At 72.5% G+C, this 26,018-nt stretch carries 24 protein-coding genes; 14 read left to right on the top strand and 10 right to left on the bottom strand.

Annotation, left to right across the window (positions count from 1 at the left end; translation table 11 throughout):
• The first annotated feature begins 19 nt into the window (after positions 1-19).
• The 7 genes from tsaB to SGA01_RS10285 all read left to right on the top strand — a co-directional run bounded on the left by tsaB (position 20) and on the right by SGA01_RS10285 (position 5,222).
• Complete coding sequence (gene tsaB, locus SGA01_RS10315; RefSeq protein WP_141295640.1) at positions 20-676, top strand: tRNA (adenosine(37)-N6)-threonylcarbamoyltransferase complex dimerization subunit type 1 TsaB; 657 nt, start codon at positions 20-22, stop codon at positions 674-676.
• A 23-nt stretch (positions 677-699) separates the two neighbouring features.
• Positions 700-1,170, top strand: coding sequence for a ribosomal protein S18-alanine N-acetyltransferase (gene rimI / locus SGA01_RS10310; RefSeq protein WP_141295863.1), 471 nt, complete (start codon positions 700-702; stop codon positions 1,168-1,170).
• Positions 1,160-2,275 carry a tRNA (adenosine(37)-N6)-threonylcarbamoyltransferase complex transferase subunit TsaD gene (tsaD, locus tag SGA01_RS10305; RefSeq protein WP_055641816.1) on the top strand — a complete coding sequence of 372 codons (1,116 nt, stop codon included), beginning with the start codon at positions 1,160-1,162 and terminating at the stop codon, positions 2,273-2,275. Before rimI ends, tsaD begins: the two co-directional genes overlap by 11 nt.
• An 11-nt stretch (positions 2,276-2,286) precedes the next feature.
• Positions 2,287-2,526 (top strand): hypothetical protein, encoded by a 240-nt coding sequence (locus tag SGA01_RS10300; protein ID WP_371866018.1) that lies wholly within the window; start codon positions 2,287-2,289, stop codon positions 2,524-2,526.
• Positions 2,527-2,583: 57 nt separating this feature from the next.
• Positions 2,584-3,441: a polysaccharide deacetylase family protein gene (locus SGA01_RS10295; protein WP_141295634.1), complete on the top strand. Its 858-nt coding sequence runs from the start codon at positions 2,584-2,586 to the stop codon at positions 3,439-3,441.
• A gap of 136 nt (positions 3,442-3,577) precedes the next feature.
• A complete protein-coding gene (locus SGA01_RS10290; RefSeq protein WP_141295631.1) occupies positions 3,578-3,943 on the top strand; it encodes a YciI family protein in 366 nt (121 codons plus the stop codon).
• A 73-nt stretch (positions 3,944-4,016) separates the two neighbouring features.
• Entirely contained in the window at positions 4,017-5,222 is a 1,206-nt protein-coding gene (locus SGA01_RS10285; RefSeq protein ID WP_174867259.1) for an RNA polymerase sigma factor, read from the top strand.
• Here the strand turns inward: SGA01_RS10285 and SGA01_RS10280 are convergent.
• The 3 genes from SGA01_RS10280 to SGA01_RS10270 all read right to left on the bottom strand — a co-directional run bounded on the left by SGA01_RS10280 (position 5,216) and on the right by SGA01_RS10270 (position 8,663).
• Positions 5,216-6,724 carry a PQQ-binding-like beta-propeller repeat protein gene (locus SGA01_RS10280; RefSeq protein WP_141295625.1) on the bottom strand — a complete coding sequence of 503 codons (1,509 nt, stop codon included), beginning with the start codon at positions 6,722-6,724 and terminating at the stop codon, positions 5,216-5,218. The genes SGA01_RS10285 and SGA01_RS10280 overlap by 7 nt on opposite strands.
• Positions 6,717-7,367: a hypothetical protein gene (locus SGA01_RS10275; protein WP_141295622.1), complete on the bottom strand. Its 651-nt coding sequence runs from the start codon at positions 7,365-7,367 to the stop codon at positions 6,717-6,719. The genes SGA01_RS10280 and SGA01_RS10275 overlap by 8 nt, the downstream gene beginning before the upstream one ends.
• Before the next feature lie 105 nt (positions 7,368-7,472).
• On the bottom strand, positions 7,473-8,663 hold the full coding sequence (locus tag SGA01_RS10270; RefSeq protein ID WP_057950497.1) for a THUMP-like domain-containing protein: 1,191 nt from the start codon (positions 8,661-8,663) through the stop codon (positions 7,473-7,475).
• 130 nt (positions 8,664-8,793) lie between these two features.
• Between SGA01_RS10270 and SGA01_RS10265 the strand changes: the two genes are divergently transcribed.
• Both SGA01_RS10265 and SGA01_RS10260 read left to right on the top strand, forming a co-directional pair.
• Positions 8,794-9,732, top strand: coding sequence for a polysaccharide deacetylase family protein (locus SGA01_RS10265; RefSeq protein ID WP_141295619.1), 939 nt, complete (start codon positions 8,794-8,796; stop codon positions 9,730-9,732).
• A 56-nt stretch (positions 9,733-9,788) separates the two neighbouring features.
• Entirely contained in the window at positions 9,789-10,025 is a 237-nt protein-coding gene (locus SGA01_RS10260) for a hypothetical protein (protein WP_141295616.1), read from the top strand.
• Between the two features lie 25 nt (positions 10,026-10,050).
• Here the strand turns inward: SGA01_RS10260 and SGA01_RS10255 are convergent, their stop codons facing one another.
• Positions 10,051-10,479, bottom strand: a complete 429-nt coding sequence (locus SGA01_RS10255) for a DUF6234 family protein (protein ID WP_141295613.1) — start codon at positions 10,477-10,479, stop codon at positions 10,051-10,053.
• A 312-nt stretch (positions 10,480-10,791) separates the two neighbouring features.
• Here SGA01_RS10255 and groES point away from each other — a divergent pair, with 312 nt between their 5' ends.
• On the top strand, positions 10,792-11,100 hold the full coding sequence (groES, locus tag SGA01_RS10250; protein WP_024756677.1) for a co-chaperone GroES: 309 nt from the start codon (positions 10,792-10,794) through the stop codon (positions 11,098-11,100).
• 111 nt (positions 11,101-11,211) lie between these two features.
• Complete coding sequence (gene groL, locus SGA01_RS10245) at positions 11,212-12,834, top strand: chaperonin GroEL (protein WP_141295610.1); 1,623 nt, start codon at positions 11,212-11,214, stop codon at positions 12,832-12,834.
• A 79-nt stretch (positions 12,835-12,913) separates the two neighbouring features.
• Here the strand turns inward: groL and SGA01_RS10240 are convergent, their stop codons facing one another.
• Positions 12,914-13,612, bottom strand: coding sequence for an ester cyclase (locus SGA01_RS10240; RefSeq protein ID WP_141295607.1), 699 nt, complete (start codon positions 13,610-13,612; stop codon positions 12,914-12,916).
• A gap of 46 nt (positions 13,613-13,658) precedes the next feature.
• On the opposite strand from SGA01_RS10240, the gene SGA01_RS10235 reads away from it, so the two are divergent.
• Positions 13,659-17,105 (top strand): hypothetical protein, encoded by a 3,447-nt coding sequence (locus SGA01_RS10235; RefSeq protein ID WP_141295604.1) that lies wholly within the window; start codon positions 13,659-13,661, stop codon positions 17,103-17,105.
• Here SGA01_RS10235 and SGA01_RS10230 read toward each other — a convergent pair.
• The 5 genes from SGA01_RS10230 to SGA01_RS10210 form a co-directional block, all read right to left on the bottom strand.
• Positions 17,082-18,101 carry a hydroxyacid dehydrogenase gene (locus SGA01_RS10230; protein WP_141295601.1) on the bottom strand — a complete coding sequence of 340 codons (1,020 nt, stop codon included), beginning with the start codon at positions 18,099-18,101 and terminating at the stop codon, positions 17,082-17,084. The genes SGA01_RS10235 and SGA01_RS10230 overlap by 24 nt on opposite strands.
• Before the next feature lie 17 nt (positions 18,102-18,118).
• Positions 18,119-18,973: a carbohydrate ABC transporter permease gene (locus SGA01_RS10225; RefSeq protein ID WP_141295598.1), complete on the bottom strand. Its 855-nt coding sequence runs from the start codon at positions 18,971-18,973 to the stop codon at positions 18,119-18,121.
• Entirely contained in the window at positions 18,970-19,857 is an 888-nt protein-coding gene (locus SGA01_RS10220; RefSeq protein ID WP_141295595.1) for a carbohydrate ABC transporter permease, read from the bottom strand. The genes SGA01_RS10225 and SGA01_RS10220 overlap by 4 nt, the downstream gene beginning before the upstream one ends.
• Before the next feature lie 4 nt (positions 19,858-19,861).
• Positions 19,862-21,178 (bottom strand): ABC transporter substrate-binding protein, encoded by a 1,317-nt coding sequence (locus SGA01_RS10215; RefSeq protein ID WP_141295592.1) that lies wholly within the window; start codon positions 21,176-21,178, stop codon positions 19,862-19,864.
• A 131-nt stretch (positions 21,179-21,309) separates the two neighbouring features.
• Positions 21,310-22,434: a substrate-binding domain-containing protein gene (locus SGA01_RS10210; protein WP_141295589.1), complete on the bottom strand. Its 1,125-nt coding sequence runs from the start codon at positions 22,432-22,434 to the stop codon at positions 21,310-21,312.
• A 179-nt stretch (positions 22,435-22,613) separates the two neighbouring features.
• On the opposite strand from SGA01_RS10210, the gene SGA01_RS10205 reads away from it, so the two are divergent.
• Both SGA01_RS10205 and SGA01_RS10200 read left to right on the top strand, forming a co-directional pair.
• Positions 22,614-24,467 carry a DUF2264 domain-containing protein gene (locus SGA01_RS10205; protein WP_141295586.1) on the top strand — a complete coding sequence of 618 codons (1,854 nt, stop codon included), beginning with the start codon at positions 22,614-22,616 and terminating at the stop codon, positions 24,465-24,467.
• Positions 24,464-25,987, top strand: a complete 1,524-nt coding sequence (locus tag SGA01_RS10200) for a right-handed parallel beta-helix repeat-containing protein (protein ID WP_167534055.1) — start codon at positions 24,464-24,466, stop codon at positions 25,985-25,987. Before SGA01_RS10205 ends, SGA01_RS10200 begins: the two co-directional genes overlap by 4 nt.
• Positions 25,988-26,018: the final 31 nt, after the last annotated feature.

The following is a 26,018-nucleotide window of genomic DNA, read 5'->3' as shown; positions in this document are numbered from 1 at the left end:
GGAGCCGTAGGCTGTTCGCGTGCTGTTGCTCGCCTTGGATACCGCCACCCCTGCCGTCACCGTCGCCCTCCACGACGGCGAGGCCGTGCTCGCCTCGTCGAGCCAGGTCGACGCCCGCCGTCACGGGGAGCTGCTGCTGCCCGCCGTCGACCGGGTCCTCAAGGAGGCCGGGCTGACCCTCGACACGGTCACCGGCGTCGTCGTCGGCGTCGGCCCCGGCCCGTACACCGGCCTGCGCGTCGGCCTCGTCACGGCCGCGGCCTTCTCGTCCGCGCTCGGCGTGCCCGTGCACGGCCTGTGCACCCTCGACGGCCTCGCGTACGCCTCCGGGATCGACGAGCCCTTCGCCGTCGCGACGGACGCGCGCCGCAAGGAGGTCTACTGGGCGCGGTACGAGGACTCCCGCACCCGGGTGACCGACGCGGCCGTCGACCGGCCCGCCGAGATCGCCGAACGCCTCGCGGGCCTGCCCGTCGTCGGCGCCGGCGCCCGTCTCTACCCCGAGGCCTTCCCCGACGCCCGCGACCCCGAGCACCAGTCGGCTGCTGCGCTCGCCGCGCTCGCCGCGGAGAAGCTGGCGGCCGGCGGCGAGGGCTTCCTCGACCCGCTGCCCCTGTACCTGCGCCGCCCCGACGCGCAGGTGCCCAAGAACTACAAGGTGGTCACGCCCAAGTGACCGGCGGCGTGGAACTGCGCGAGATGCGCTGGTGGGACATCGCCCCCGTGCTGGCCCTCGAGGACGAACTGTTCCCCGAGGACGCCTGGTCGGCGGGGATGTTCTGGTCGGAGCTCGCGCACGCGCGCGGCCCCCGGGCCACCCGCCGCTACGTCGTGGCGGAGAACGGCGAGGGCGAGCTCGTCGGCTACGCGGGACTCGCCGCGGCCGGCGGACTCGGGGACGTACAGACGATCGCCGTCTCCCGCGACCAGTGGGGTACGGGCCTCGGCGCCCGGCTCCTCACCGACCTGCTCCACCACGCCACCGCCTTCGAGTGCGACGAGGTCCTCCTCGAAGTGCGCGTGGACAACACCCGGGCCCAGAAGCTCTACGAGCGCTTCGGCTTCGAGCCCATCGGTTTCCGGCGCGGCTACTACCAGCCCGGAAACGTGGACGCGCTCGTGATGCGACTGACCGTTCAAGGAACTGAGACTGATTCTGATGGCTGCTGACGAACCCCTCGTACTCGGCATCGAGACCTCCTGCGACGAGACCGGCGTCGGCATCGTCCACGGCACCACCCTCCTCGCCGACGCCGTCGCCTCCAGCGTCGACACCCACGCCCGCTTCGGCGGTGTCGTGCCCGAGATCGCCTCCCGCGCGCACCTGGAGGCGATGGTCCCGACGATCGAGCGCGCCCTGAAGACGGCCGGGATCTCCGCCAAGGACCTCGACGGCATCGCCGTCACGGCCGGGCCCGGGCTCGCGGGCGCGCTGCTCGTCGGCGTCTCGGCCGCGAAGGCGTACGCCTACGCCCTCGGCAAGCCGCTGTACGGCGTCAACCACCTCGCCTCGCACATCTGCGTCGACCAGCTGGAGCACGGCAAGCTGCCCGAGCCGACGATGGCCCTGCTGGTCTCCGGCGGGCACTCCTCGCTGCTGCTCTCCTCCGACATCACCTCCGACGTGCGGCCGATGGGCGCCACCATCGACGACGCGGCCGGCGAGGCCTTCGACAAGATCGCCCGCGTCCTCGACCTCGGCTTCCCCGGCGGACCGGTCATCGACCGGCTCGCCAAGGAGGGCGACCCGAAGGCGATCGCCTTCCCGCGCGGGCTCAGCGGCTCCCGGGATCCCGCGTACGACTTCTCCTTCTCCGGCCTCAAGACCGCCGTGGCCCGCTGGATCGAGGCGAAGCGGGCGGCCGGCGAGGACGTGCCCGTCCGGGACGTGGCCGCGTCCTTCCAGGAGGCGGTCGTGGACGTCCTCACCCGCAAGGCCGTCCGGGCCTGCAAGGACGAGGGCGTCGACCACCTGATGATCGGCGGCGGCGTCGCCGCCAACTCGCGGCTGCGGGCCCTCGCCCAGGAACGCTGCGAGCGGGCCGGCATCCGGCTGCGCGTGCCGCGCCCGGGCCTGTGCACGGACAACGGCGCGATGGTCGCGGCCCTCGGCTCCGAGATGGTCGCCCGCAACCGGCCGGCCTCGGACCTGGAGCTGTCCGCGGACTCCTCCCTGCCGGTGACGGACCCGCACGTGCCCGGCGCGCACCACCACGACCACGCGCACGACCACGACCACGTGCACGAGGTCAGCAAGGAGAACCTGTACTCGTGAGGCTCACCCTCATGTGGGAGGCGCGGGCCGCCCAGGGGCGCGGCGGCGAGCTCCTGGAGTGGGCCAGGGCCCAGGTCCTGGCCCACGAGCCGCTGCGCCGGGAGATCTTCCGCGCCCCGCAGGACCGGGTCCTGGTCCTCACCTGGTGGGAGGCCGGGGCCTTCGACGCCGAACTGCCCGAGCTGCCCGAGCCGGACGCGGAGCTGATCACCCGTCCGGTCCACCGCTGGCGCTTCGAATCGGTCGAATAGGCGACACGAGACCGAAAATCGAGCAACCTTTCGCCCGGATCGGGCATCACACAGCGCGTGAAGAAGAAGATCGCGCTGTGGGCGGCGCTGACCGCCGTCGCCCTCCTGGTGACCGGCTGCACGGCGGAGGACCCCGCCGCCGCTCCCACTCCCACGACTTCCAGGGACGCCGGGAAGGCCGGGGAGGCCGGGGAGGCGGGGCAGAAGGCGCCCGGGGCACCCGAGGGTGCCGTGGCCGCCGCGTACCGGAAATGGGGCCTCAAGCCCTTCGCGGCCCCGCCCGCGCCGCCCGCGGTCAAGCCGGTGGTCCGCGCGCCCGGCGGCCCCGTACCCGTCATCAGCGACATCCCCACCACCGAGAAGATCGTCTTCATCACGATCGACGACGGGGCCGAGAAGGACCCCGAGTTCGTGCGGATGATGAAGGACCTCAAGGTCCCCGTGACGATGTTCCTCACCGACTCGGCGATCCGCGGCGACTACGGCTACTTCGCCCCGCTCGCCGCCCAGGGCCACGGCGTCGCCAACCACACCCTCACCCACCCCAACCTCCGCACCCTCTCCGGGGAGGCCCAGCGCCGGGAGATCTGCGGCCAGCAGACGAAGCTGGCGAAGGAGTACGGCACGGCGCCGCGCCTCTTCCGCCCGCCGTACGGCAACTGGAACGAGGACACCCGCGCCGCCGCCGGGACCTGCGGGGTGGACGCGATCGTGCTGTGGCGCGAGTCCATGCAGATCAAGAACATGCAGTACCAGCGCGGGGACCGGAAGCTGCACCCCGGCGACATCATCCTGGCCCACTTCCGGGGCCCGTCCGAGCTCAAGGGCCGGACGATGACCGAGATGACGGCCACGATGCTGCGCAGGATCCAGGAGCAGGGCTTCACCGTGGCCCGTCTGGAGGACTACGTCTAGGCCTTGTCCGGCGGATGGGGCCTGCGGGGCCTGTCCGGAAGATTTCTCCGGCGCGGTGTCGATGCGGGCCCGGCCCGTTCGACGTATGTGTGGAAGGCGGGGAACGGCCCCGCCACCGCACCACCGAGGAGTCGTCATGCCCCGCTTCCTGTCCCTCGTCCGCATCGAGGAGAACACGATCGACATGGAGAGCGCCGACCCCGGCTTCGAGCAGCGGATGGGTGCGCTCTTCGAGGAGATCACCAAGGCCGGCGCCATGGTGGACACCGCCGGGCTCAGGCCGACCGCCGAGGCCACCCGGATCACCTGGTCGGACGGGCAGCTGTCGTACACCGACGGACCGTTCACCGAGACCAAGGAGGTCGTCGGCGGCTACGCGATGCTCCAGTGCAAGGACATGGCCGAGGCCGTCGAGTGGGGGAGGCGCTTCCTGGCCGTCCACCCGCCGCAGTGGAAGGTCGGCCTGGAGGTCCGCGAGGTCGAGGAGTTGCCGGAAGGCTGACCCGCACCGGGCCGTCGGCTGTGCTGTCATGTGAACCGTGACGGTGGAGAGCACCCTTGAGACGGTCTTCCGGATGGAGTCGGCGCGGATCATCGCCACGGTGGCGCGGATCGTCAGGGACGTCGGCATCGCCGAGGAGATCGCCCAGGACGCGCTCGTCTCCGCCCTCGAACAGTGGCCGCGGTCAGGGGTCCCGGACCGGCCGGGCGCCTGGCTGACGGCCGCCGCGAAGCACCGCGCCGTCGACCTCGTGCGGCGGCGCGAGACGTACGCGCGCAAGCTCGCCGAGGTCGGCCGGACGCTGAGCGAGGAGTCGTACGACCCCGAGCCGTCCGGCCCCGGCGACATCGACGACGACGTCCTCCGGCTCGTCTTCACCGCCTGCCACCCGGTGCTCTCCGCCGACGCCCGCGCGGCGCTCACGCTGCGGCTCGTCGGCGGGCTCCGGACCGACGAGATCGCTCGGGCCTTCCTCGTCCCCGAGGCGACGGTCGCGGCCCGGATCACCCGTGCCAAGCGGTCGCTGGCGAAGGCGGGCGTGGAGTTCGAGGTGCCGTACGGGGCGGAGCGGGCCGCCCGGCTCGGCTCCGTCCTGGAGGTCGTCTACCTGATCTTCAACGAGGGGTACGCGGCCACCGCGGGCGACGACCTGCTGCGGCCCGCGCTGTGCGAGGACGCGCTGCGGCTCGCCCGGGTCCTCGCCGGGCTGATGCCGGAGGAGGGCGAGGTCCACGGCCTGGCGGCCCTGCTGGAGCTCCAGGCGTCCCGCTTCGCGACCCGGACCGGCCCCGACGGGCAGCCGGTGCTCCTCGCCGACCAGAACAGGAGCCGCTGGAACCGGCTGCTGATCCGGCGCGGGTTCGCCGCCCTGGAGCGCGCCGGCGACGGGCGCTCCTACGGCCCGTACGCCCTCCAGGCCGCCGTCGCCGCCTGTCACGCGCGGGCGGTGACCTACGAGGAGACGGACTGGCGGACCATCGCCGCCCTGTACGGCCGGCTCGCGGCCGTCGCGCCCTCCCCGGTGGTCGAGCTGAACCGCGCGGTCGCCGTCTCCATGGCGGACGGCCCGGAGGCCGGTCTCGTGCTCGTCGACGCCCTCGCCGACGGGACCGCCCTGGCGGGCTACCACCTGCTGCCGAGCGTGCGCGGCGATCTGCTGGCCCGGCTGGGGCGGACGGCGGAGGCCCGGGCCGAGTTCGAGCGGGCGGCCTCGCTCACCCGGAACGCGCGCGAGCGGGAGCTGCTGCTCGGGCGGGCGCGGGCGGCCGGCTCTCAGTAGCGGAGGATCCGGCCGGCCGCGGTGCCGACGAGGACCGTGCCGTCGGGGGCCGCGTGCACCGAGAGCGGACCGTACGGCGGCAGCGGGCGCCGGTCGAGGACGGTGCCGTCGGCGGCGTCGACCGAGAGCAGGGTGCCGTCGGTGCAGAGGGCGTGCAGGACGCCGCCGTGCGCGTCGAGGTCGACGACCGTGAGGCTCTTGGGCGAGCCCTCCGCCTCGGAGCCCAGGGGCAGGGTCCAGACGACGTCCCCGGCGGGGAAGGCCCGGCGGACCAGCTCCGTCCAGCCGTGCAGGAGCGCGGGCCCGCCGGCGTCGGAGACGTACACCGCGCGGCCGAGCGGGCGGTCGACCCGGAAGGGCTCCAGCGGGAAGAGCGTCGTCTCGGCGCCGGAGCGGGGGTCGAGCGCGATCACGTCCAGGCGGCGCCGGCCGAACAGCAGCTCGGGGCAGCGGCGGGCGTCGACCGGGACGAGGTCGTACCGGTCCGGCTCGTGGACCGTGACCAGCGGGGTGCCGTCGGCGGCGAAGACCCGGGTGTTGGGGTCGGGACCCTCTTTCTCGCTGCTGCGGTCGTACGTGTCCCGGATCGCCCACGCCCCGTCCGTACGGGCCGAGAGCGCGGCCGAGAAGGGCACCGAGGGGTTGTCGAGGACCGTGCCGTCGGAGGTGTCGACGAGCGGGAAGTCGGTCCGGGTGCGGGAGTCGGGGCCGGCGACGACGACGCGTGCCGTCCGCTCGTCGGCCGAGACCTCGATCCGCGTGCCGCCGACCGCCGACGGTGCGGGCACGCTCCACAGCAGCGTCCCGTCGGGGGCCCGGCATTCGAGCGCGGTGTGCTTCCGGGTGGCGAGCACCCGGCCGTCGCTCAGCCCCGCCACGGCCCGGACCCCGCCCCTGCCCTCGTAGGTCAGACCGGCCCGCTCGGCGAGCGCCCGCAGGACCTGCGGCGCGGGACCCCGGTCGGGGTACGGGAGCGGGGCGTCCGGGGCGAGCGGCTGCTTGCGGAGGGCGGACAGGTCGACGGCGTCGGGGGCGAGGCCGCGCCACTCCTCGCGGGCCACGACGGCCCCGGACCGCTCGAACTCCACCCCGTCGTGCATGGCGCAGAAGGTGAGTTCGAGGGTGCTCGCGTCCGTCCAGCGGATCAGCTCGACACCCCAGTGGGGATCGGCGAAGTCGACGCGGTGGCCGCTTGTGGGGTCGAGGAGGACGAGGCGGCCCTCGCGCATGTACGCGTCGCCGTTGTCGAAGCCGATGGCGAGGAGCGGGAGCGTGGGGTGGAAGGCCATCGTCTCCGTCTCCATGGCCACGGTCAGGACGTGCGCGCAGGAGAGGTCGGCGGTGCGGTAGACCGCCACCCGGCTCAGCTGCGACAGCACCGAACTGACCGCGATCCACTCCCCGTCGTCACTGAGGACCGCCTCGGTGGCGAGCCCGAACAGCTCGGGGAAGGGCTCCTCGTGGAAGACCGCGCGCGGGGTCGCCGTCGGCTGCTCAGGCATGGTGCTCCGTCAGGTGGGTGAGGGTGGTGCGGGTGAGGACCGCCAGGGCCTCCGGTGTCGCCTGCGGCGCGAGGACCCGGAAGGACGCGGCGAAGGCCGCCGACTCCGCGCAGAGCGTGCGCGCCGCCAGGGCCTGGTTGAGGCGCGGCATCACTTCGTAGGAGCAGTCCGGGTGCTCGCCCTCGACGAAGGCCCGCAGGCTTTCCTCGTACGAGGCGTACTCGCCGTCGTACGCCCAGCCGTCCAGCGACAGCAGCAGCGGGAACCGCGCCCACACCTCCCACGCGGCGAGCGGCACGTCCTCGTACGTGGCGTCCTGCTGGCGGTCCGCGAGCCGCAGTAGCGTCGCGAGCTCGGTCATGAACGCGGGCACGCCCTGCGCTCCTGCGGCCGCCCGCCAGGTCCTGCGGTCCGCCTCCGGGCAGGTGTCGAGGAACTCCTCGCTGAACACGGTGGAGAGGTAGTCCAGTTGGGAGGCGAGGTGCTGCGGGGTGACCCGCCAGGCGGGGTCCCAGTAGTCCGTCCGTGTGACGCGGCCGAAGCGCAGGACCTCCCACTCCAGCGGGTCGGATCCGCCGGCGGCCAGTCCGACGAGGTGCGCGATCGGACCGGTGGTGAACATGCCCTCCGGATACAGCGCCACGACTCTCCGCCCCCCAGGTCTGGATCCTGCCGCCTAGGGAACTCTAGCCACGGGCCGCCGGGTCACCGACCGCAGGTCACGGGCCGGGAGGTCACGGGCCGGCAGTCACCGGCCCCCGCCCGCCGGGCGGCCGATCAGCATCGTCGGGGCTCCCGCGACCCGGGTGAGCAGCACCGTCGCGGAGTTGGGGCCCTTCGGCTTCACCTTCCGCCGGATCTCCTCGGGTTCGACCGCCGAGCCGCGCTTCTTCACCGTCAGGGTGCCGACCTCGCGCTCGCGCAGCAGGGCCTTCAACTTCTTGAGGTTGAAGGGGAGTTCGTCGGTGATCTCGTAGGCGGCGGCGTACGGGGTGGGGGTGAGCGCGTCCGCCGTGACATAGGCGATCGTCTCGTCGATCAGACCGCCGTCCAGCTCCTGTGCCACCTCGGCGACGAGGTGCGCGCGGATGACGGCGCCGTCCGGCTCGTAGAGGTAGCGGCCGACCGGGCGGACCGCCGGGTCGGGCAGCCCCCGGCCGGTGAGGCCCGCGCCGGAGGGCAGGAGTGTGGCGCGGCGGGCGCCCGGCTCCGTGCCGAACCAGAGCACGGCCTCCTTCACGTCCCCGCCGTCCGAGATCCACTCGGCCTCGGCGTCCTCCGGGACGGCCTCGTGTGGGATGCCGGGGGCGACCTTCAGGGCGGCGTGCGGGGCCTTGCGGGCCGCCTCGACGGCCCAGGAGAGCGGCGGGGAGTACGCCTCGGGGTCGAAGATCCTGCCCCGGCCGCCGCGCCGCGCCGGGTCGACGAAGACCGCGTCGTACGGGCTCGTGTCGATCTCGGTCACGTCGGCGCACCGGACCTCGATCAGCTCCGCGAGGCCGAGCGCCTCGGCGTTGGCGCGGGCCACCTCGGCGGTGAGCGGGTCGCGGTCGACGGCGAGGACGGAGATCCCGGCGCGGGCGAGGGCGATCGCGTCGCCGCCGATCCCGGAGCAGAGGTCCGCGACGCTGCCGACGCCGAGCGCCTTCAGCCGGGTCGCCCGGTAGGTGCCGACGGAGGCGCGGGTCGACTGCTCGACGCCGTTGGGCGTGAAGTACATCCGGTACGCGTCCTCGGCGCCGAACTTCGCCACCGCGCGCTGGCGCAGCCGGGCCTGGCCGACCGCCGAGGTGACGAGCTCCGCGGAGTGGTCGCGGCGCAGCCGGGAGACGACCGCCAGCTCCTGGGCGGGGTCGTAGTCGCGCAGGGCGGCGAGGAGGGCCTGCCCTTCGGGCGTGAGCAGGGCGGTGAACTGGGCGAGGTCGGTCACCCGTCCCATTGTGGGCCCTGCGGCACTGTGGGCCGGCCGGGGGACGGTGGGAGCCGTACGGCGGTGTCGTGGTCCGGAGGGCGCTTCGACACTGACAGTATGCGGCGCCATACAGCTTGTACGACAAGAGGAAGAATTTATGGTGATCAGCGCGCACCCTTTCCGGCGGACCCTCGGGGCCGCTCTCGTCGTCGCAGCCCTCGCCTCCGCCGCCACGGCCTGCTCGGACTCCGGATCCGGACCCGCCGAACCCGAGCGCGGCGCCCCCGCGCCCGCCGCCGGCCAGCAGGGCCGGGCACAGGCCCCCGGCTCGGCCGGCGCGCTCAACGCGTACGTCGAGAGGGTCCGCAAGCAGAAGGCCGCCCGCGCGCTCGCCGCCAAGAAGTGGGGCCTCGCCAAAGCCCCGCTCGACGCGCCGGCCCCGCCGAAGGTCAAGCCCAGGATCACCACCCGCAAGGGATTCGAGACGGACGGCGAGGGTCTGCCGCCCGTCTTCACGACCGTGCCGACCAAGCAGAAGGTCGTCTTCCTGACGATCGACGACGGCGCGGAGAAGGACCCCGAGCTGCTGCGGATGATGAAGGACCTCCGGATCCCCTACAGCGCCTTCCTCAGCGACTACGTCGTCAAGGACGACTACGGCTACTTCGCGCGGATGCAGAAGTCGCAGGAGTCCGGGGTCGCCCTGCACAACCACACCCTCAACCACCGCTACCTGCCCGGGCTTTCGTACAAGCAGCAGAAGCGCGAGATCTGCGGGATGCAGGACGTCATCGAGAAGCGGTTCGGCAAGCGGCCCCCGCTCTTCCGCCCGCCGTACGGCAACTACAACGAGGACACGCTGCGCGCCGCGAAGTCCTGCGGGGTCAAGGCGGTCCCGCTGTGGTCGGCCGAGGCCTTCCCCGACCACATGGAATGGCGCGAGTGGGACCGGGACCTGCACCCCGGCGACATCGTGCTCACCCACTTCCGGGGCAAGGGCGACTGGAAGGGCACGATGCCCGACATGATCCGGCGGGTCATGAACGTGATCACGGCCAAGGGGTACGCGGTCGCGAAGCTCGAGGACTACGTGTGAGGGGCCTCGGTGCGGGAGGGCTCCGGGTGAGAGGACTCCGGGTGAGAGGACTCCGGGTGAGAGGGCCGGCACTCCGGATCGCGACCGGCGCGGTGCTGGCCGGCGCGCTGCTCTCCGTATCCGCCTGCGGTTCGTCGGTCGACCCGATCGAGCGGCTGGGGCGGAAGGCCGCGGAGCGGATGGGAACGCCGGACACGACGACCGCGGCGGAGAAGGCGGAGAAGGCGGAGCTGAAGGAGAAGGCGGACGGGGCGGACGGGGTGTCGTCCCGGAGAGTCGGTCGCGCCGACTGACGTCGCCTCCCGCGCCTCGGGGATCTCACCCTCCGGGGCACTCGCACGGCCCGCCCCCACTGCGGCACACGCAGCGCGTCTCGGACGGGTCCGCCGGGGCCGTCGGCCCCGGCGGTGCGGGGTGCGCCGTGGCCCACTCCTGGATCCCGAAGACCAGCGTGCCGATGCCCAGCAGCGCGGCGGCCAGGAACTGTCCCCCCGCCGTCCAGGGCCAGCCGCCGCGCAGCATCGCCCACGCGAGCAGCAGGGCGCCGCCCGTGATCGCCCCGAAGACCAGCACCGGCACCCAGTCCATCGGGGGCGGTCCGGCCGGGCGCGGGTCGTAGCTCGCGGCCCACCCGCGCATGCCCAGGGTGAAAGCGGCGATCAGGACGAGCACGCCCTCCAGGACGAGGAGGAGGACGCCGAACAGGGCGTCGCCGGCCGGGCGTACCGGGGGAGGGGAGGTCGTCATGGCCGCACCCTCGTACGGAACCGCGGGGTCCGCCACGGCGTTGCCCGTACCGAGACCGGAACGACGCACGGCGAGTCGGGGTGCCGCGGGGCGACGGAACGCGAATCGGGGCGGCGCAGGACGACGCGCGACGGCGTGGAATTGGCACTCCGCTTGACCGAGTGCTAATCGCGGTCATAGTCTCGGCTCTGGCACTCCCCACTGGAGAGTGCCAACACAGCGACGGGCAGGTCCGGCACCCGCGACGACGGATCCACCTGGTCGCCACCTCAGACAGTTGACCCCGTAATCTCCGAAGGGGGAGGTCGGATCGTGACGACCACCAGCTCCAAGGTTGCCATCAAGCCGCTCGAGGACCGCATTGTGGTCCAGCCGCTCGACGCCGAGCAGACCACCGCCTCTGGCCTGGTCATCCCGGACACCGCGAAGGAGAAGCCCCAGGAGGGTGCTGTTCTCGCCGTGGGCCCGGGCCGCTTCGAGAACGGCGAGCGCCTGCCGCTCGACGTTCAGGTCGGCGACGTCGTGCTCTACAGCAAGTACGGCGGCACCGAGGTGAAGTACAACGGCGAGGAGTTCCTCGTCCTCTCGGCTCGCGACGTGCTCGCGATCATCGAGAAGTAATTCACCGAAGTATCTGAAGCAGATGCTTTGAGCTGCGCCCCTTGACCCCGCACAGGGCGTCCGGGGGCGTAGTTCGTTTCCACCCCATTCCGAGAGGGCTGAACCGCTCCCATGGCGAAGATCCTGAAGTTCGACGAGGACGCCCGTCGCGCCCTTGAGCGCGGCGTCAACAAGCTTGCCGACACGGTGAAGGTGACGATCGGCCCCAAGGGCCGCAACGTCGTCATCGACAAGAAGTTCGGCGCCCCCACCATCACCAACGACGGTGTCACGATCGCCCGTGAGGTCGAGATCGAGGACCCGTTCGAGAACCTCGGTGCCCAGCTGGTGAAGGAGGTGGCGACCAAGACCAACGACATCGCGGGTGACGGCACCACCACCGCCACCGTGCTCGCCCAGGCCCTGGTCCGCGAGGGTCTGCGCAACGTCGCCGCCGGCGCCTCCCCGGCCGCCCTGAAGAAGGGCATCGACGCCGCCGTCAAGGCCGTCTCCGAGGAGCTCCTCGCCACCGCGCGCCCGATCGAGGACAAGTCCGACATCGCCGCCGTCGCCGCGCTCTCCGCGCAGGACCAGCAGGTCGGCGAGCTCATCGCCGAGGCGATGGACAAGGTCGGCAAGGACGGTGTCATCACCGTCGAGGAGTCCAACACCTTCGGCCTGGAGCTCGACTTCACCGAGGGCATGGCCTTCGACAAGGGCTACCTGTCCCCGTACATGGTCACCGACCAGGAGCGTATGGAGGCCGTCCTCGACGACCCGTACATCCTGATCAACCAGGGCAAGATCTCCTCGATCCAGGACCTGCTGCCCATCCTGGAGAAGGTCATCCAGGCCGGCGCCAGCAAGCCGCTGCTGATCATCGCCGAGGACGTCGAGGGCGAGGCCCTGTCGACCCTGGTCGTCAACAAGATCCGTGGCACCTTCAACGCCGTGGCCGTCAAGGCCCCCGGCTTCGGCGACCGCCGCAAGGCGATGCTCGGCGACATGGCCACCCTCACCGGTGCCACCGTCATCGCCGAGGAGGTCGGCCTCAAGCTCGACCAGGCCGGTCTGGACGTGCTGGGCACCGCCCGCCGCGTGACCATCTCCAAGGACGCCACCACCATCGTCGACGGTGGCGGCAACGCCGAGGACATCGCCGGTCGCGTCAGCCAGATCAAGGCCGAGATCGAGTCCACGGACTCCGACTGGGACCGCGAGAAGCTCCAGGAGCGCCTCGCGAAGCTGGCCGGCGGCGTGTGCGTGATCAAGGTCGGCGCCGCCACCGAGGTGGAGCTGAAGGAGAAGAAGCACCGTCTGGAGGACGCCATCTCCGCGACCCGCGCCGCGGTCGAGGAGGGCATCGTCTCCGGTGGTGGCTCCGCTCTGGTCCACGCCGTCAAGGTCCTCGAGGGCAACCTCGACAAGACCGGCGACGAGGCCACGGGTGTCGCGGTCGTCCGCCGCGCCGCCGTCGAGCCGCTGCGCTGGATCGCCGAGAACGCCGGCCTCGAGGGCTACGTCATCACCTCGAAGGTCGCCGAGCTCGACAAGGGCCAGGGCTTCAACGCCGCGACCGGCGAGTACGGCGACCTGGTCAAGGCCGGCGTCATCGACCCGGTGAAGGTCACGCGCTCCGCCCTGGAGAACGCCGCCTCGATCGCCTCCCTCCTCCTCACCACCGAGACCCTCGTGGTGGAGAAGAAGGAAGAGGAGCCGGCGGACGCGGGCCACGGCCACGGCCACTCCCACTGAGGCGTGTCCTAGCTCGTAGCTGATCACCGAGGCCCGGTGCCCCCGTCGCGGGGGCACCGGGCCTCGCTGCCTCATCGGGTCACCCCTCCACGGCGCCGAGCTGCCCCATGAGCCCGAGCAGGTCGTACTGCCACCAGCCCTCGACGATCTTCCCGTCGTCGCGGAAGCGGTGGATGACCGTGCCGGTCATGCTCACGTCCATGCCGGTCGGCTGAAGCCCCATGAAGTCGCCGGTGTGGGTGCCCCGCCACGTCCAGCGGGTGCAGACCCGGTCGCCCTCGGCGATCTGGTCGTCGACGGTGAAGGCGAAGTCGAAGCCGCCCCGCCACATCTCCACCTCGCGCCGGACGGCGTCCATGCCGATGACGTCCTGCTCGTTGGTCGGATCGTGGTCGTGGTAGCCCTCGGCCAGCACCTCGTCGAGCAGCGCGAGCTCCTGCTCCTGGGCGAGCTGCTCCATGAGCCGCCGGGCGTTGGCCTTGTACAGCGCCTCGTCCCTGACCACGTCCAGGTCGGTGAAGGTCGGCATCTCGTCACAGAGCGCGACCATCTCCCGGAAGATCCGATCGGTCTCGGGGAGCTGCGAGTTGCGCATGGCCACGTCGTACGAGGGGAACTCGACGATCTCCACGATGTGGGAGCCGTCGGAGCGGTCCTTGCCGACGATGCTGTGGGTCGCTGTCCGTTTGCCCTCGGTCTGTTCGACCCACTGGTCCATGAGCCGGTTCAAATCGTCCACCCGACTCGTCTTGCAGTCGATTATCTGTACGAACGTCATGGCGCCTCCCGACCCCGGTAGGACCCTTCCAGTCTAGGTTGGGCCCATGGAGCGGGCAGGGAGAGCGGGGCGAGCGGGGCCCGTCACGGTCCACAACGGCGCGGGAATCGTGGTGGTCGGCGACGGCAACCGTATCGGCGTACCGGAACGGTCGCCGGTCCGCTCGGCGTACTGGGAGCATGTGCGCAGGATCGCACCCGCCGAACTCGTCGACCGCGAAGGCGAGTTGGCGGAGCTCGCGGCCTTCTGCGGCCGTACGGACCCGGGCCCCGCGTACACCTGGTGGCGGGCGGAGGCCTGGGCCGGCAAGACGGCCCTGCTGTCCTGGTTCGCGCTCGACCCCCCGCCGGGGACGCGGATCGTCCCCTTCTTCGTCACGGCCCGCCTCGGCGCCCAGAACGACGTCGCCGCGTATGTGGACGTCGTCCTGGAGCAGCTCGCGGAGCTGGCGGGCGAAGGCCTCCCCGCCCTCCTGACCGCCGCCACCCGCGAGGCCCACCTGCTGCGCCTGTACGCCTCGGCCGCCGCGGCCTGCGCCGCCCGCGGCGAACGGCTGGTCCTCCTCGTCGACGGCCTGGACGAGGACCGGGGCGTGACGACCGGCCCCGACGCCCGCTCGATCGCGGCCCTCCTCCCGTACGACCTGCCCGTCATCGTCTCGGGCCGCCTCAACCCGCCGCTTCCGGTCGACGTCCCGGACGACCACCCGCTCCGCGACCCGGAGGCCGTACGGATCCTCGCCCCGTCCCCGAGGGCCCGCGCGATCCGGGTCGAGGCCGAACGCGAGCTGAAGTGCCTCCTGGAGGCCGGGGGACTCCCGTACGAACTCCTGGGCCTGCTGACGGCCGCGGGTGGCGGCCTCACGGCGGACGACCTCGCGGAGCTGACGGGCGGGGTGCCGTACCGGGTCAAGGACGTCCTGCGCACGGGACTCGCGCGCACCTTCGCGTCGCGCGGCGACGCCTACCTGCTGGCCCATGAACAACTGGCCGTACAGGCCCGGGAGATGCTCGGTGAACGGGAACTCGCCCGGTGGCGCGGCATGGTGGGTGCCTGGGCCGAAGACTGGCGGGAACGCGGCTGGCCTGAGGAGAGCCCCGCCTATCTGCTCCAGGGGTACGTCCCGATGCTGCGCGCGGCGGGCGAGGTGGACCGCCTGGTGGACAGCGCGTTGGACGCCGTACGGCACGAGCGATTGCTGATCCGGACCGGCGCGGACACGGCGGCGCTGGCGGAGGTGCGGGCCGCGGAGTCCGCGCACGTGGCCGGGGGCGACCGGGCGGACCTGGTGACGGTGGCGCTGCGCCTCGCGTTCCACCGCGGGGAACTGGAGCGGCGCAGCGCCGGCGTGCCGCCGGTGCTGGCGGCCGGATGGGCCGCGGTGGGGGAGACCGACCGGGCGGTGGGGCTCGCGCGGAGCATGGGCGGAGCGCACACGGTCACGGCGCTGTGCGCGGTGGCGGCACGGCTGCTGGATCACGGAGAACGGGAGCGGGCCGTCGGACTGGTCGAGGACGCGGAGGTCGCGACCCGGGCGTTACGGTCGGGGCCCGCGTACGACGAGGCCGCGAGGACCACCGCCCAGCTGTGGAGCGAGATCGGAGCGTACGACCGCGCCTCCGGTCTCGTTCGGAGGATCGGGTCCGCCCGCCCGGAGGTCCTCCGGGCGATGGTTCGCGCTTGGTGCGCGGCGGGGGAGTACGACCGGGCACTCGCCCTGGCCGAGGGGGATCCCGACCTTTCGACCCGGGCCACGGCGACCGCCGATGTCGTCGAGGCGCTGATCCGGGGCGGACGCGCGGGTGAGGCGGACCTGATCGCCCAGGTGTTGACCCGTGGCTTCCCGCACGGGGTGGTCCAGGTGCGCGCCTCTGTCGCGCTGCGCGAGGCGGGGTACGAGCGGCAGGCTGAGGCGGCCCTGTACACGGGGGCGGCACACCTCGGATGGGGGCTCGACGAGCCCCTGACCCGTGCCTCGGCCCGACGGGAGCTGGCGGTCGCCCTCGTGGCGGCCGGACGCTTCGACGCGGCACGCGAACAGGCGGACGGTGTGGGGCCTCAGCTGTTCGCGGAGGTGCTCGCTGAGCGGGGCGAGCGGGAGCGTGCGCTGGCCGCGGCCGAAGAACGGCTGGAGGCCGTCAGTGCGGCGGGGGTGCGGGGCCGGCTCGCCCGGCGGCTGGCCTCGGCGGGTGAGGTCGAGGAGGCATTGGCGCTGGCGGTCGGCGTGCCCGGGGACGAGGATTTCGGCGCGTGGCCGGCCATCGGGTCGGCCCTGTTGGCGTCCGGTGGGCTGGATGAGGTGGCGGCGCTCGCCGACAGGCTCGTCGCGAGCCCCGCCGGGAGGGACGTCCTGGGCGCACTCGTAGGCGCCCTCGTCGAACGGGGGTGGGCCGAGCGGGCGCGGGCCCTGGTGGCGGAGGCGCGGGTCCCGGCGCTCACCGTCACTCTGGCGCACGCCCTGCACCGCGCCGGCCGCGTGGCCGAGGCGAGGGAACTGCTCACGGAGGAGGAGCGACGGCACCGCGCCCCCACCCGCGCCACCCTGGTCGGCGAACTCGCCTGGATCGCACGTGCCGTGGGTGCTGCGGGCAGGCGGGACACGGCGGCGTCTCTCGTGGACGCCATCGGCGACGACTGGGTGCTCGACGCCCCGGCCGCCGCCTCCGCGATGCTGGCCGCGGGGCGGACCCCGCAGGCGGAGCGGTGTGCCTGGCGGTCCGGCCCCCTCCACATCGCCCCGCTGCTCTCCGAGGTCGTCACGGCTTACGCGGCCGAACGGGCCTTCGACCGCATCGACCGCTTGATCGGCCGCTCCGCCACGCCGGCTCAGGTGGTCGGGGCCGCGGCCGTCGCGTGCGCGCTCGTGGGCGACCGGCTGCGCGCGGTGGATATCCTCTCCCGCCTCTCCCGGGAGTCCGGCCTGGAGGCGAAGCGCGCCCTGATGGTCCTGCAGCTCGCTCACGAGGGGGATACGGAGAGGGCCAAGCTGCTGCTCGGGATCGCGGAGGGGCAGGGCGGCGGGGCTGCGTCGCGTCTGTCGTCCCGAGTCGCCTGGATCCGGTTGAGCCAGGGACGGATCGGTGCGGAACGGCTCGTACGCGGGATGATCGACAAATCGCCCCACGATGCCGCGGAAGCTCTGGCCAGCATCGATGCCTACGACGAAGCGGCCGAGCACGCGAGGAGCTTGGGTCCCGACGAGGCCTGGGTCGCCCTCCCCGGCCTCGTCACCGAGCTGCTGCGCGCGCGAGAGTACGATCGCACGGCGAACCTCCTCGCCGACCTGCACCACCTCGGCCCCGCTTGCGGATCGGCGTACGCCGTCCTCGCCCGTGCGCACCCGGACCCCGTCCGGGCTCGCCGGTTCGCCGCCTTGGCCCTGCGTTTCGGGGTGTGGGCCGACACGTTGCCCGCCGCCCTCGCGGTGGCGCCGGAGGCTCTGGAGCACGTGGAGGCCGAGGGGTACCGCCTACGCCGAGCGCTGGAGGTCTGACGCCCGCACCTCCTCCACGAAGGGTTCGCCGCGGACGTACCGCTCCACCTCCTCCAGCGCCTGGTCCGTCATGCGGTGGAGTTCGTTGCCGAGGGAGCCGGCGACGTGGGGGGTGAGCAGGACGTTCGGGAGGGCGTAGAGCGGGGAGTCCGGGGGCGGGAGCTCCGGGTCCGTGACGTCCAGGGTCGCGTGGAGGCGGCCCGAGAGGAGGTGGGGGAGGAGGGCCGTCTCGTCGATCAGGGAGCCGCGGGCCGTGTTGATCAGGGTGGTGCCGTCGGGCATCGCGGCGAGCTGGGCGGGGCCGATCATGCGGTACGTGGACGGGAGTTGGGGCGCGTGGACCGAGACGACCGTGCTGCGGGCGCACAGGTCGTCGAGGCCGGTCAGCTCCACGCCGGGCGGCGGGGTCGTCACGTACGGGTCGTACAGCAGGATCTCGAAGTCGAAGGGGCGGAGGAGTTCGATGACCCGGCGGCCGATGCGGGAGGCCCCGACGATGCCGATCGTGCGGCGGTGGTTGCCCCAGGCGGCGGACTCGGTGAGCCAGGCGTGGTCGGTGCGGATTTCGGCGTAGCGCTGGGCGGAGCGGAGGACCTGCTTTCCGGCGAAGAGGATCGCGGCGAGGGTGTATTCGGCGACGGGCAGCGCGTTGGCGGCGGCGGCCGTGGTGACGCGGAGGCCGCGGTCCCAGCAGGCGTCGGTGATGTGGTGCTTGACGGAGCCGGCGGCGTGGACGACGGCCCTCAGGCGCGGCGCGCGGTCGAGGACCTCGGTGGTGAGGGGGGTGGCGCCCCAGCCGGTGAGGAGGAGTTCGGCCTCGGCGAGGGCGGCGGCGGTCCGCGCGTCCGGGGCGGTGAGGTCGTGGGCGACGAGGTGCGGGTCGGTGCGGGTGAGTGCCGCGAGGCGCTGCCGGTGGGCGTCGGTGAGCAGGCGGTCCGCGGTGTCGGGGCCCATCGCGAGGAGCAGGGCGGGGCGGTTGTCAGTGGCGGGGTGCATCGTGGGACGTGTGCTCCTCACTTGACGCTGCCGGCGGTCAGACCCGCCTTCCAGTGGCGCTGGAGGGAGACGAAGGCGACGACGAGGGGGACGACGGCGAGCAGGGATCCGGTGACGACGAGGGGGTAGAAGTCGGGTTCCGCGTGGGCGTTGCTGTTCCACGCGTACAGGCCGAGGCTCAGGGGGTAGAGCTTCTGGTCGGAGAGCATCACCAGGGGGAGGAAGAAGTTGTTCCAGATGGCGGTGAACTGGAAGAGGAAGACGGTCACGAAGCCGGGCATGACCATGCGCAGACCGATGGACCAGAAGACGCGCAGCTCGCCGGCCCCGTCGATCCGGGCGGCCTCCAGGGCTTCGTCGGGGATGTAGCCCGCGCAGAAGACCCGGGAGAGGTAGACGCCGAAGGGGTTGACGAGGACGGGGATCAGGACGGCCCAGTAGGTGTTGACGACGCCGACCTCGCTGGCGAGGAGGTACATCGGCAGGGCGAGCGCGGTGGTGGGGACCAGCACGCCCAGGAGCACGACGCCGAAGAGCTGCTCCTTGCCCCGGAAGTCGTAGACGTGGAAGGCGTATCCGGCGGCGACGCTGACGAGGGAGCAGGCGAGGGCGCCGAATCCGGCGTAGAGCAGGCTGTTCGCGTACCAGTGGAAGTAGATGCCGTCGTTGTACTCGGCGAGCCGGGAGAGGTTGCCGCCGAGGTCGAAGCCGTCGAAGGAGAAGGCGTTTCCGGCGAGGAGGCCGCCGGCGTCCTTGGTGGCGGCGGTCAGCAGCCAGACGAGGGGGAAGAGCATGTAGACGACGGCGAGGACGAGGGCGCCGTTGACGGCGGCCTTGGACAGCCAGGGGTTGGCGGTACGGGGCTTGCTCATGCCCTCTTCCCCTTCCGGCCCGTCAGGCGCGTCACCGCGAAGGAGAGCAGCGCGGCCGTCAGGGCGAGGAGTACGGAGGCCGCGGCGGCGAGCCCGTAGTCGTTGCGGTCGAAGGCCGCGGTGTACGCGTACATGTTCGGCGTCCAGGTGGAGGTGACGGCGGAGCCGGTGCCCTTGTTGAGGATCAGCGGCTCGGTGAAGAGCTGGAGGGAGCCGATGACCGTGAAGAGGCCGACCATCGCGAGCGAGGCCTTGACCAGCGGGACCTTGATGGAGAAGGCGATGCGCCAGGCGCCCGCCCCGTCGACGGTGGCCGCTTCGAGGACGGAGCGGTCGATGGCCTGGAGGGCCGCGTAGAAGATGACCATGTTGTAGCCGAGCCACTCCCACAGGGCGATGTTGACGACGGAGGGCAGCGCGCCTTCGGGGGAGAAGAAGTCGAAGCCGATGCCTCCCGCCTCCATCGCCTGCACGACCGGGCTGAGCTGGGGTGTGTAGAGGTAGACCCAGATCAGGGCGGCGATGATGCCGGGGACGGCGTGCGGCAGGAAGAGCGCGAGCTGGAAGAAGCGGCGGGCGCGGGCGAGGGCCGAGTCGAGGAGCAGGGCGAGGCCGAGGGCTCCGACGAGCAGCAGCGGGATGTAGAGCAGGCAGTATCCGAGCAGGACGCCGAAGCCCTCGCGGAAGGCCCGGTCACCCAGCGCCGCCGTGTAGTTGTCGAGGCCGGTGAAGACGGTCTCGGTGCCGCCGAAGCCCAGTCCGGACTGCTTCTCGGTGAAGAGGCTGAGCCAGACCGCGTAGCCGATCGGCACCACCATCACCGCGGTGAAGAGGACGAAGAAGGGGGTCAGCAGGATCGCGGCGGCGCGGGTGCGGGCCTTCATCCGGTCAGCCCTCGACCTTCAGGCCGCGCTTGGTGAGTTCGGCGACGGTGGCGTCGTGGCCGGCCTTGACGGCCTCCTTGATGCCCGGGCCGCCCTGGGTGATCTTGCCGAAGTGGTCCTTGATGGTGGTGTTGGTGGTGCCGGTGGTCGGGCCCCAGGCCCAGTTGGGGTTGATGGAGGCGCCGGAGGCCTCGAAGAGGGCGTAGATGTCCTGGCCGCCGTAGTAGCTCGCGTCGAAGGCCTTCTTGGCGACCGGGCGCAGGGCCGCGGCGGCGGGGAAGGCGGAGGAGGTGCCGGAGGCGATGCGGGCCTTCACGCCCTCCTCGGTGGTGGACATCCACTCGGCGAAGGTGACGGCCGCCGCCTTCTGCTTGCTGTCCTTGGTGACGGCGAAGGAGGTGCCGCCGAGCATGCCGCTGGCGGGCTTGCCGTCCCAGCTGGGCATGGGTGCCACGGCCCACTTGCCGCTCTGCTCGGGCAGGGTGCCCTTGAGGACGCCCGCGCCCCAGGAGGCGCCGAGGTAGCCGATGGTGGTGCCGTTCTTGAGGGAGCCGGTCCACTCGGGGCTGAACGAGGCGTTCTTGTGGACGAGGCCGTCGTCGAGGAGGCCCTGCCAGTAGGTGGCGACCTTGGTGGTGGCGGCGTCGGTCGTGTCGATCTTCCAGGTGTCGTTCTGGGCCTTGAACCACTGGGCGCCGGCCTGCCAGGCCATCGCCTCGAAGGTGGTGGGGTCGTCGGGGAAGAACGTGGCGATACGGGCCTTGGCGTCGGCCTTCTTGACCTGCTCGGCGGCCTTCCTGAACTCGTCCCAGGTGGCGGGGGCCTGGACCTTGTACTTGGCGAACAGGTCCTTGCGGTAGAAGAAGGCCTGCGGGGCGGCGTCGAAGGGCACGGCCCAGGACTTGCCCCCGAGTGTGGTGAGTTCGACGGACTGCGGGAGCAGCTTGGCCCGGTCGGCCTCGGTGAACTGGTCGCCGATGTCCTGGAGCGCTCCGGAGCTCACGAACTCGGGGAGCGAGGAGTACTCGATGGAGACGAGGTCGGGGGCGTTGCCCGCCTTCACGGCGTTGGAGATCTTGGCGTATCCGCCGGCGGTGCCGGAGGGGATCTCCTCGAACTTCACCTGGATGTCGGTGTGGGAGGCGTTGAAGGCGTCGACGACGTCCTTGGAGCCCTTGGCCCAGCCCCAGAAGGTGATGGTCACGGGTCCGGCGGGCTTGTTCGCGGAGTCTTCACCGCTGCCGCCGCAGGCCGTGAGGACGGCGAGGGCGGTGGCGGTGCCGACTATGACACAGGACGTTCTGCTCCGACTGAGGCTCACGGCACGGCTCCTGAGGGCGGCGGGGAGGTTGTGGCCGTGATCCTGTGACCGTTCATGACCGAAGTCAAGAGCGAAAGATTGATTGATCGAAAAATGATCAGAGAGGGAGAGGTCGGGCGCCCCTCGAAAGATCAGGCGGAAGAGGTGAGTCGCATCCCGCACGAGTCCCGCACCCGCAGTCGCGGCAGCAGGCTCAGATGCCGCCGCGGCGCCTCCTCGCCGGACCCCGAATCCCCCGCGGCGCCCGCGGCGTCCTCTGTGAGTCGCTCCACCAGCAGCTCCGCGGCATACCGCCCCACCTGCCGCTTCGGCGGGGCGACCGCCGTCAGCGGGGTGTCGGCGAGGGCCGCGACCTCGTCGTCGTACGCGATCAGGGCCAGGTCCTGCGGCACCCGCACGCCCAGCTCGGCCAGGCGCTGCACGATCTCGATCGCGTCCACGTCGTTGTGGACGAGCGCCGCGCCCGCCAGACCCGAGCGGACCGCCTCGTACAGCGCCCGCACGGCCCGCTCGAAGCCCTCCGGATCCGCCTCGGCCGGTACGGACTCGATGACCGGCCGGGGCTCCTTCAGGCCCAGCGTCCCCAGCGCCTCGGCGTACCCGGCGCGCACCGCGAGCGCGGTCGGGGAGTCCCCGCGGGCCACGAGCAGCGGCGTCGCGTGGCCGAGTCCGAGCAGGTGGCGCAGGGCGAGCAGGACGCCGTGGCCGTGGTCGGAGACGACCCGGTCCAGACCGTCGAGCGGGCTGCCGGGCTCGGCCCTGCGCTCCAGGAGCACGGCCGGTACGGGAAGTTCGGCCAGCCAGTCCCCGTAGGCGAGCCGGTCCTCGGGCCCCCGCCAGCCGGGGGCGACCAGGACGCCCTCGGCGCCCGCCGCGAGCAGGCCCTCCGTGCGGGCGCGGTCCTCCTCCGGCCGGTAGTCCGACACCCGCAGCACCAGCCGGGCGCCGGCCCGGGCCGCCGCCTCGTGCGCACCCCGGATGACCTCGGCGAAGTAGTACGTGGCGGAGGGCGCGAGCAGGCCGAGGACCAGGCCCTCGCCGGGCCGCGCCGCGCCCGGGGCGCCCCGCCCCCCGGGCCACGACACCTGGCCGTGCACCCGGTCGAGCAGGCCCTGTGCGGCCAGCGCCTCGACGTCCCGGCGGGCGGTGACGGGGGAGACCCCGAGCCGCTCGGCCAGTTCGGCGACACGGGCGGTGCCCCGCTCGCGGACCAGGGCCAGCAGTCGGTCGTGTCGTTCGGCGGCACTCTCGCGCACGGTGCGGTTCCCCCTCGCGGTGGTGATGGTCCCCGGGACCGGGTCTCTCGACTCTAGTCCAGGAATGATCGAACGACAGGAGTTTCGATCATTCGCTCCGATTCCCTTGACGTTCGATCGAAGCCTGTTCAGGATTCCGGGCGACGCAGCCGTCACCCAGGGAGCCCTCAGGGAGCATCATGCCCACGCCGCCCGAGAACCGTGAGCTCAGCCCGTACACCGGCTGGACCCGTGCCCACTGGGAGAGCACGGCCGACCGGCTCCTGGTCGCCGTCCGCCCGTACGCCTCCCCCCGCGGCGCCCTGATCGACCTCCCCGGACCCCGGCCCAGCTGGTCCGGCGCCCGCTCCGACGGCCTGGAGGGCTGGGCCCGCACCTTCCTCCTCGCGGCCCTCCGCATCGCGGGAAGCCAGGGGGAGGACCCCCACGGCCACCTCGCCCGGTACGCCGAAGGCCTCGCGGCGGGCACGGCCGAGCCCGGCACCGAGGACCCCGACTCCTGGCCCCTCACGACCGACACCCGCCAGGCGGTCGTCGAGTCCGCCTCGGTCGCCCTCGGTCTCCGCCTCACCCGCCCCTGGCTCTGGGACCGCCTCGACGACCGCACCCGCCGGCGCGTCGTCGACTGGCTCCGCCCCGCCCTCCGCCCGTCCCCCGTCGACAACAACTGGTGGCTCTTCGGCCTCACCGTCGCCGGTTTCCTCCAGGACGCCGGCATCGAGACCGACCGGGCCGCCGCCACCGTCGACCGCTCCCTCGCCCGCATCGAGGACTGGTACCTCGGCGACGGCTGGTACAGCGACGGCGACAACCGCGCCTTCGACCACTACAACGCCTGGGCGCTGCACTTCTATCCCGTCCTCCACGCCCACCTCGCGGGAGACCGGACCCTCCTCGACCGCTACGGCCCGCGCCTGCGCCGCCACCTCGACGACCACGTCCACCTCTTCGACGCGAACGGCGCCCCCCTCCCGTACGGGCGCTCCCTGATCTACCGCTTCGCCGCGGCCGCCGCCCCCTGGCTCGGCACCCTCACCGGCCACACCCCGCTCACCCCCGGCGCGACCCGCCGCCTCGCCTCCGGCTCCCTGCGCCACTTCCTCGACCGCGGCGCCACCGACACGAACGGACTCCTCACCCTCGGCTGGCACGGCCCGTACCCGCCCCTCGTCCAGGAGTACTCGGGCCCCGGCTCCCCCTACTGGGCGTCCAAGGGCTTCCTCGGTCTCCTCCTGCCCGCGGACCACCCCGCCTGGACCGACCCCGAGGAAACCCTCCCCGCCGAACGGACCGACACCGTCCGCCCCTTCGCCCCCGCCGGGCTGCTCGTCCAGACGACGGCCGCCGACGGGCTCGTACGCCTCCACAACCACGGCAGCAACCATGTCCACAGCGCACCGGGCGCCGAGGACGACCCCGGCTACGCCCGCCACGCCTACTCCACCCGCACCGGCCCCAGCACCGGCCCGGCCCCCGCCGACAACCACTTCGCCCTCCTCGCGGCGGACGGCAAGGCCACCACGCGCGGCCCCGCCACCCCGGCCGGCACGGGAGAGAACTGGGCGGCCTCCCTGCACACTCCCCGCCCCGGCGTCCGGATCCTCTCCGCGACCCTCGCCCACGGCCGCGCCGAGGTCCGCGCCCACCTCGTCCTCGGCGCCCCGGAGGGGACCCCCGTACGGCAGACGGGCTGGGCCACCACCCCCGACGGTCCGCACGCCGAACTCCACCCGGTCCACGGCTACCCCGCCGCCCACGAGGCCACCGAACTCCCCACCGGGGAAACCCTCCAGGGCCCCGGGACCCGCACCCTGGCCCTCCACGGCACGACGACCGGCCCGGCCGCCCTCTTCGTCGCCCTCGCCTCGCTGACCGCCGACCCGGCCGCGGCGCCCGTGGCCGCCCTCACGAACGTCCAGGTCACGGGCCACACCCTGCACGTGACCTGGCAGCACGGCAGCACCCCCGGCACCACCAGCACCGGCACCACCACCCGACTGGACCTCGACGCCCTCGTTCCGGAGGATCTGTGACCCGGCTCCGTACGTACGTCCTCGCCACCGCCCTCGTGCTCCCCGTACTGTCCGCCGCCCCCGCCCAGGCCGCACCCCCGCCCGGCCACCGCCACCACGTCGACTGCTCGGCCACCACCCCCGGCGACGGCAGCGTCCTCCGCCCCTGGACCACCCTCGCCGAGGCCAACGCCCACCCGTACGGGCCCGGCGACCGGCTCCTCTTCAAGCGCGGCACCACCTGCGTCGGCACCCTCGCGACCCGGGGCTCCGGCTCCGCCGCGTACCCCTTCACCATCGCCGACTACGGCAGCGCCCTCACCCGCGCCGTGATCGACGGCAACGGCGCCCATGATGCCGTACTCCTCGCCGACAGCCAGTACCTGCGCCTGACCCGCCTGGAGATCACCAACGCGGCCGCCCCCGGCACCGAACGCAACGGCGTCCGCCTCCGCCTCGCAGACTTCGGCGCCGCGAAGGGCATCACCCTCGACCACCTGTCCATCCACGACGTGCGCGGCGGCGACTTCAAGACCCTCACCGGGTCCAGCGCGATCCACGTCGCCGTCGAGGGGACGACCGTCCCCAGCTGGTACGACGGCCTGGACATCCACCACAACGACATCCGGGACGTCGACCGCGAGGGCATCTACTTCAAGTCACGCTTCTCCAAGCGCGACCTCGTCGGCAACCAGCAGGACCCGAACGCCTACCCCGGCGCCTGGACCCCGAGCCTGAACGTCCGGATCCATCACAACACCCTGACCTCGCTCGCCGGCGACGGCATCAAGATCGACACCACCAGCGGGGCCCGGATCGACCACAACCGCCTCGACGGCTTCCAGCTCCGCTCCAAGGCCGCCAACGCCGGCATCTGGACCTTCAACACCGACGACACCGTCGTCGAGTACAACGAGGTCTCGGGCGGCGGCGGCACCAAGGACGGCATGTCCTTCGACGCCGACGGAGCCTCGAAGGGCACCGTCTTCCAGTACAACAACAGCCACGACAACCAGGGCGGCTTCCTGCTGATCTGCCCCTACAGCGGCGCCAAGACCCTCGACACCGTGGTCCGCTACAACCTCAGCGTCGACGACGGAGCCCGGCTCATCCAGAACTGCTGGGGCCCCATCCTCAACACCCAGATCTACAGCAACACGTTCGTGAACCGGACCGTCCGCCCCGGCTACCTCGTCCAGGACGACGCCGGCAGCCCCGCCACCACCCAGCACGAGCTGTCGATCCGCAACAACATCTTCGTCAACGAGGGCGCGAGCGGCGGCTACGCCTTCAAGAACCCGACGGCCGGGCTCTCCTTCTCGCACAACCTCTTCCATGGCATCGCCATGACCCGCCCGAACCCCGGCGGCCTCACCGCCGACCCCCTGCTCCGCCCCGACCTGCGGCTCGGCGCCGGATCACCCGCCCTGGCCGCCGGCACGCTGATCGCGGACAACGGCGGCAGGGACTGGTTCGGAAACGCCGTGTCGGCGACGTCGGTTCCGAACATCGGGGCGTACGAGGGACCGGGGGTGAACTGATCCGGTACGAGGGACCGGGGGTGAACCAATC

Source organism: Streptomyces gardneri (assembly GCF_006539185.1).
Taxonomy (GTDB): domain Bacteria; phylum Actinomycetota; class Actinomycetes; order Streptomycetales; family Streptomycetaceae; genus Streptomyces; species Streptomyces gardneri.
The sequence above is the reverse complement of the archived record's forward strand: the minus strand, read 5'-3'. Positions and strand labels throughout refer to the sequence as shown.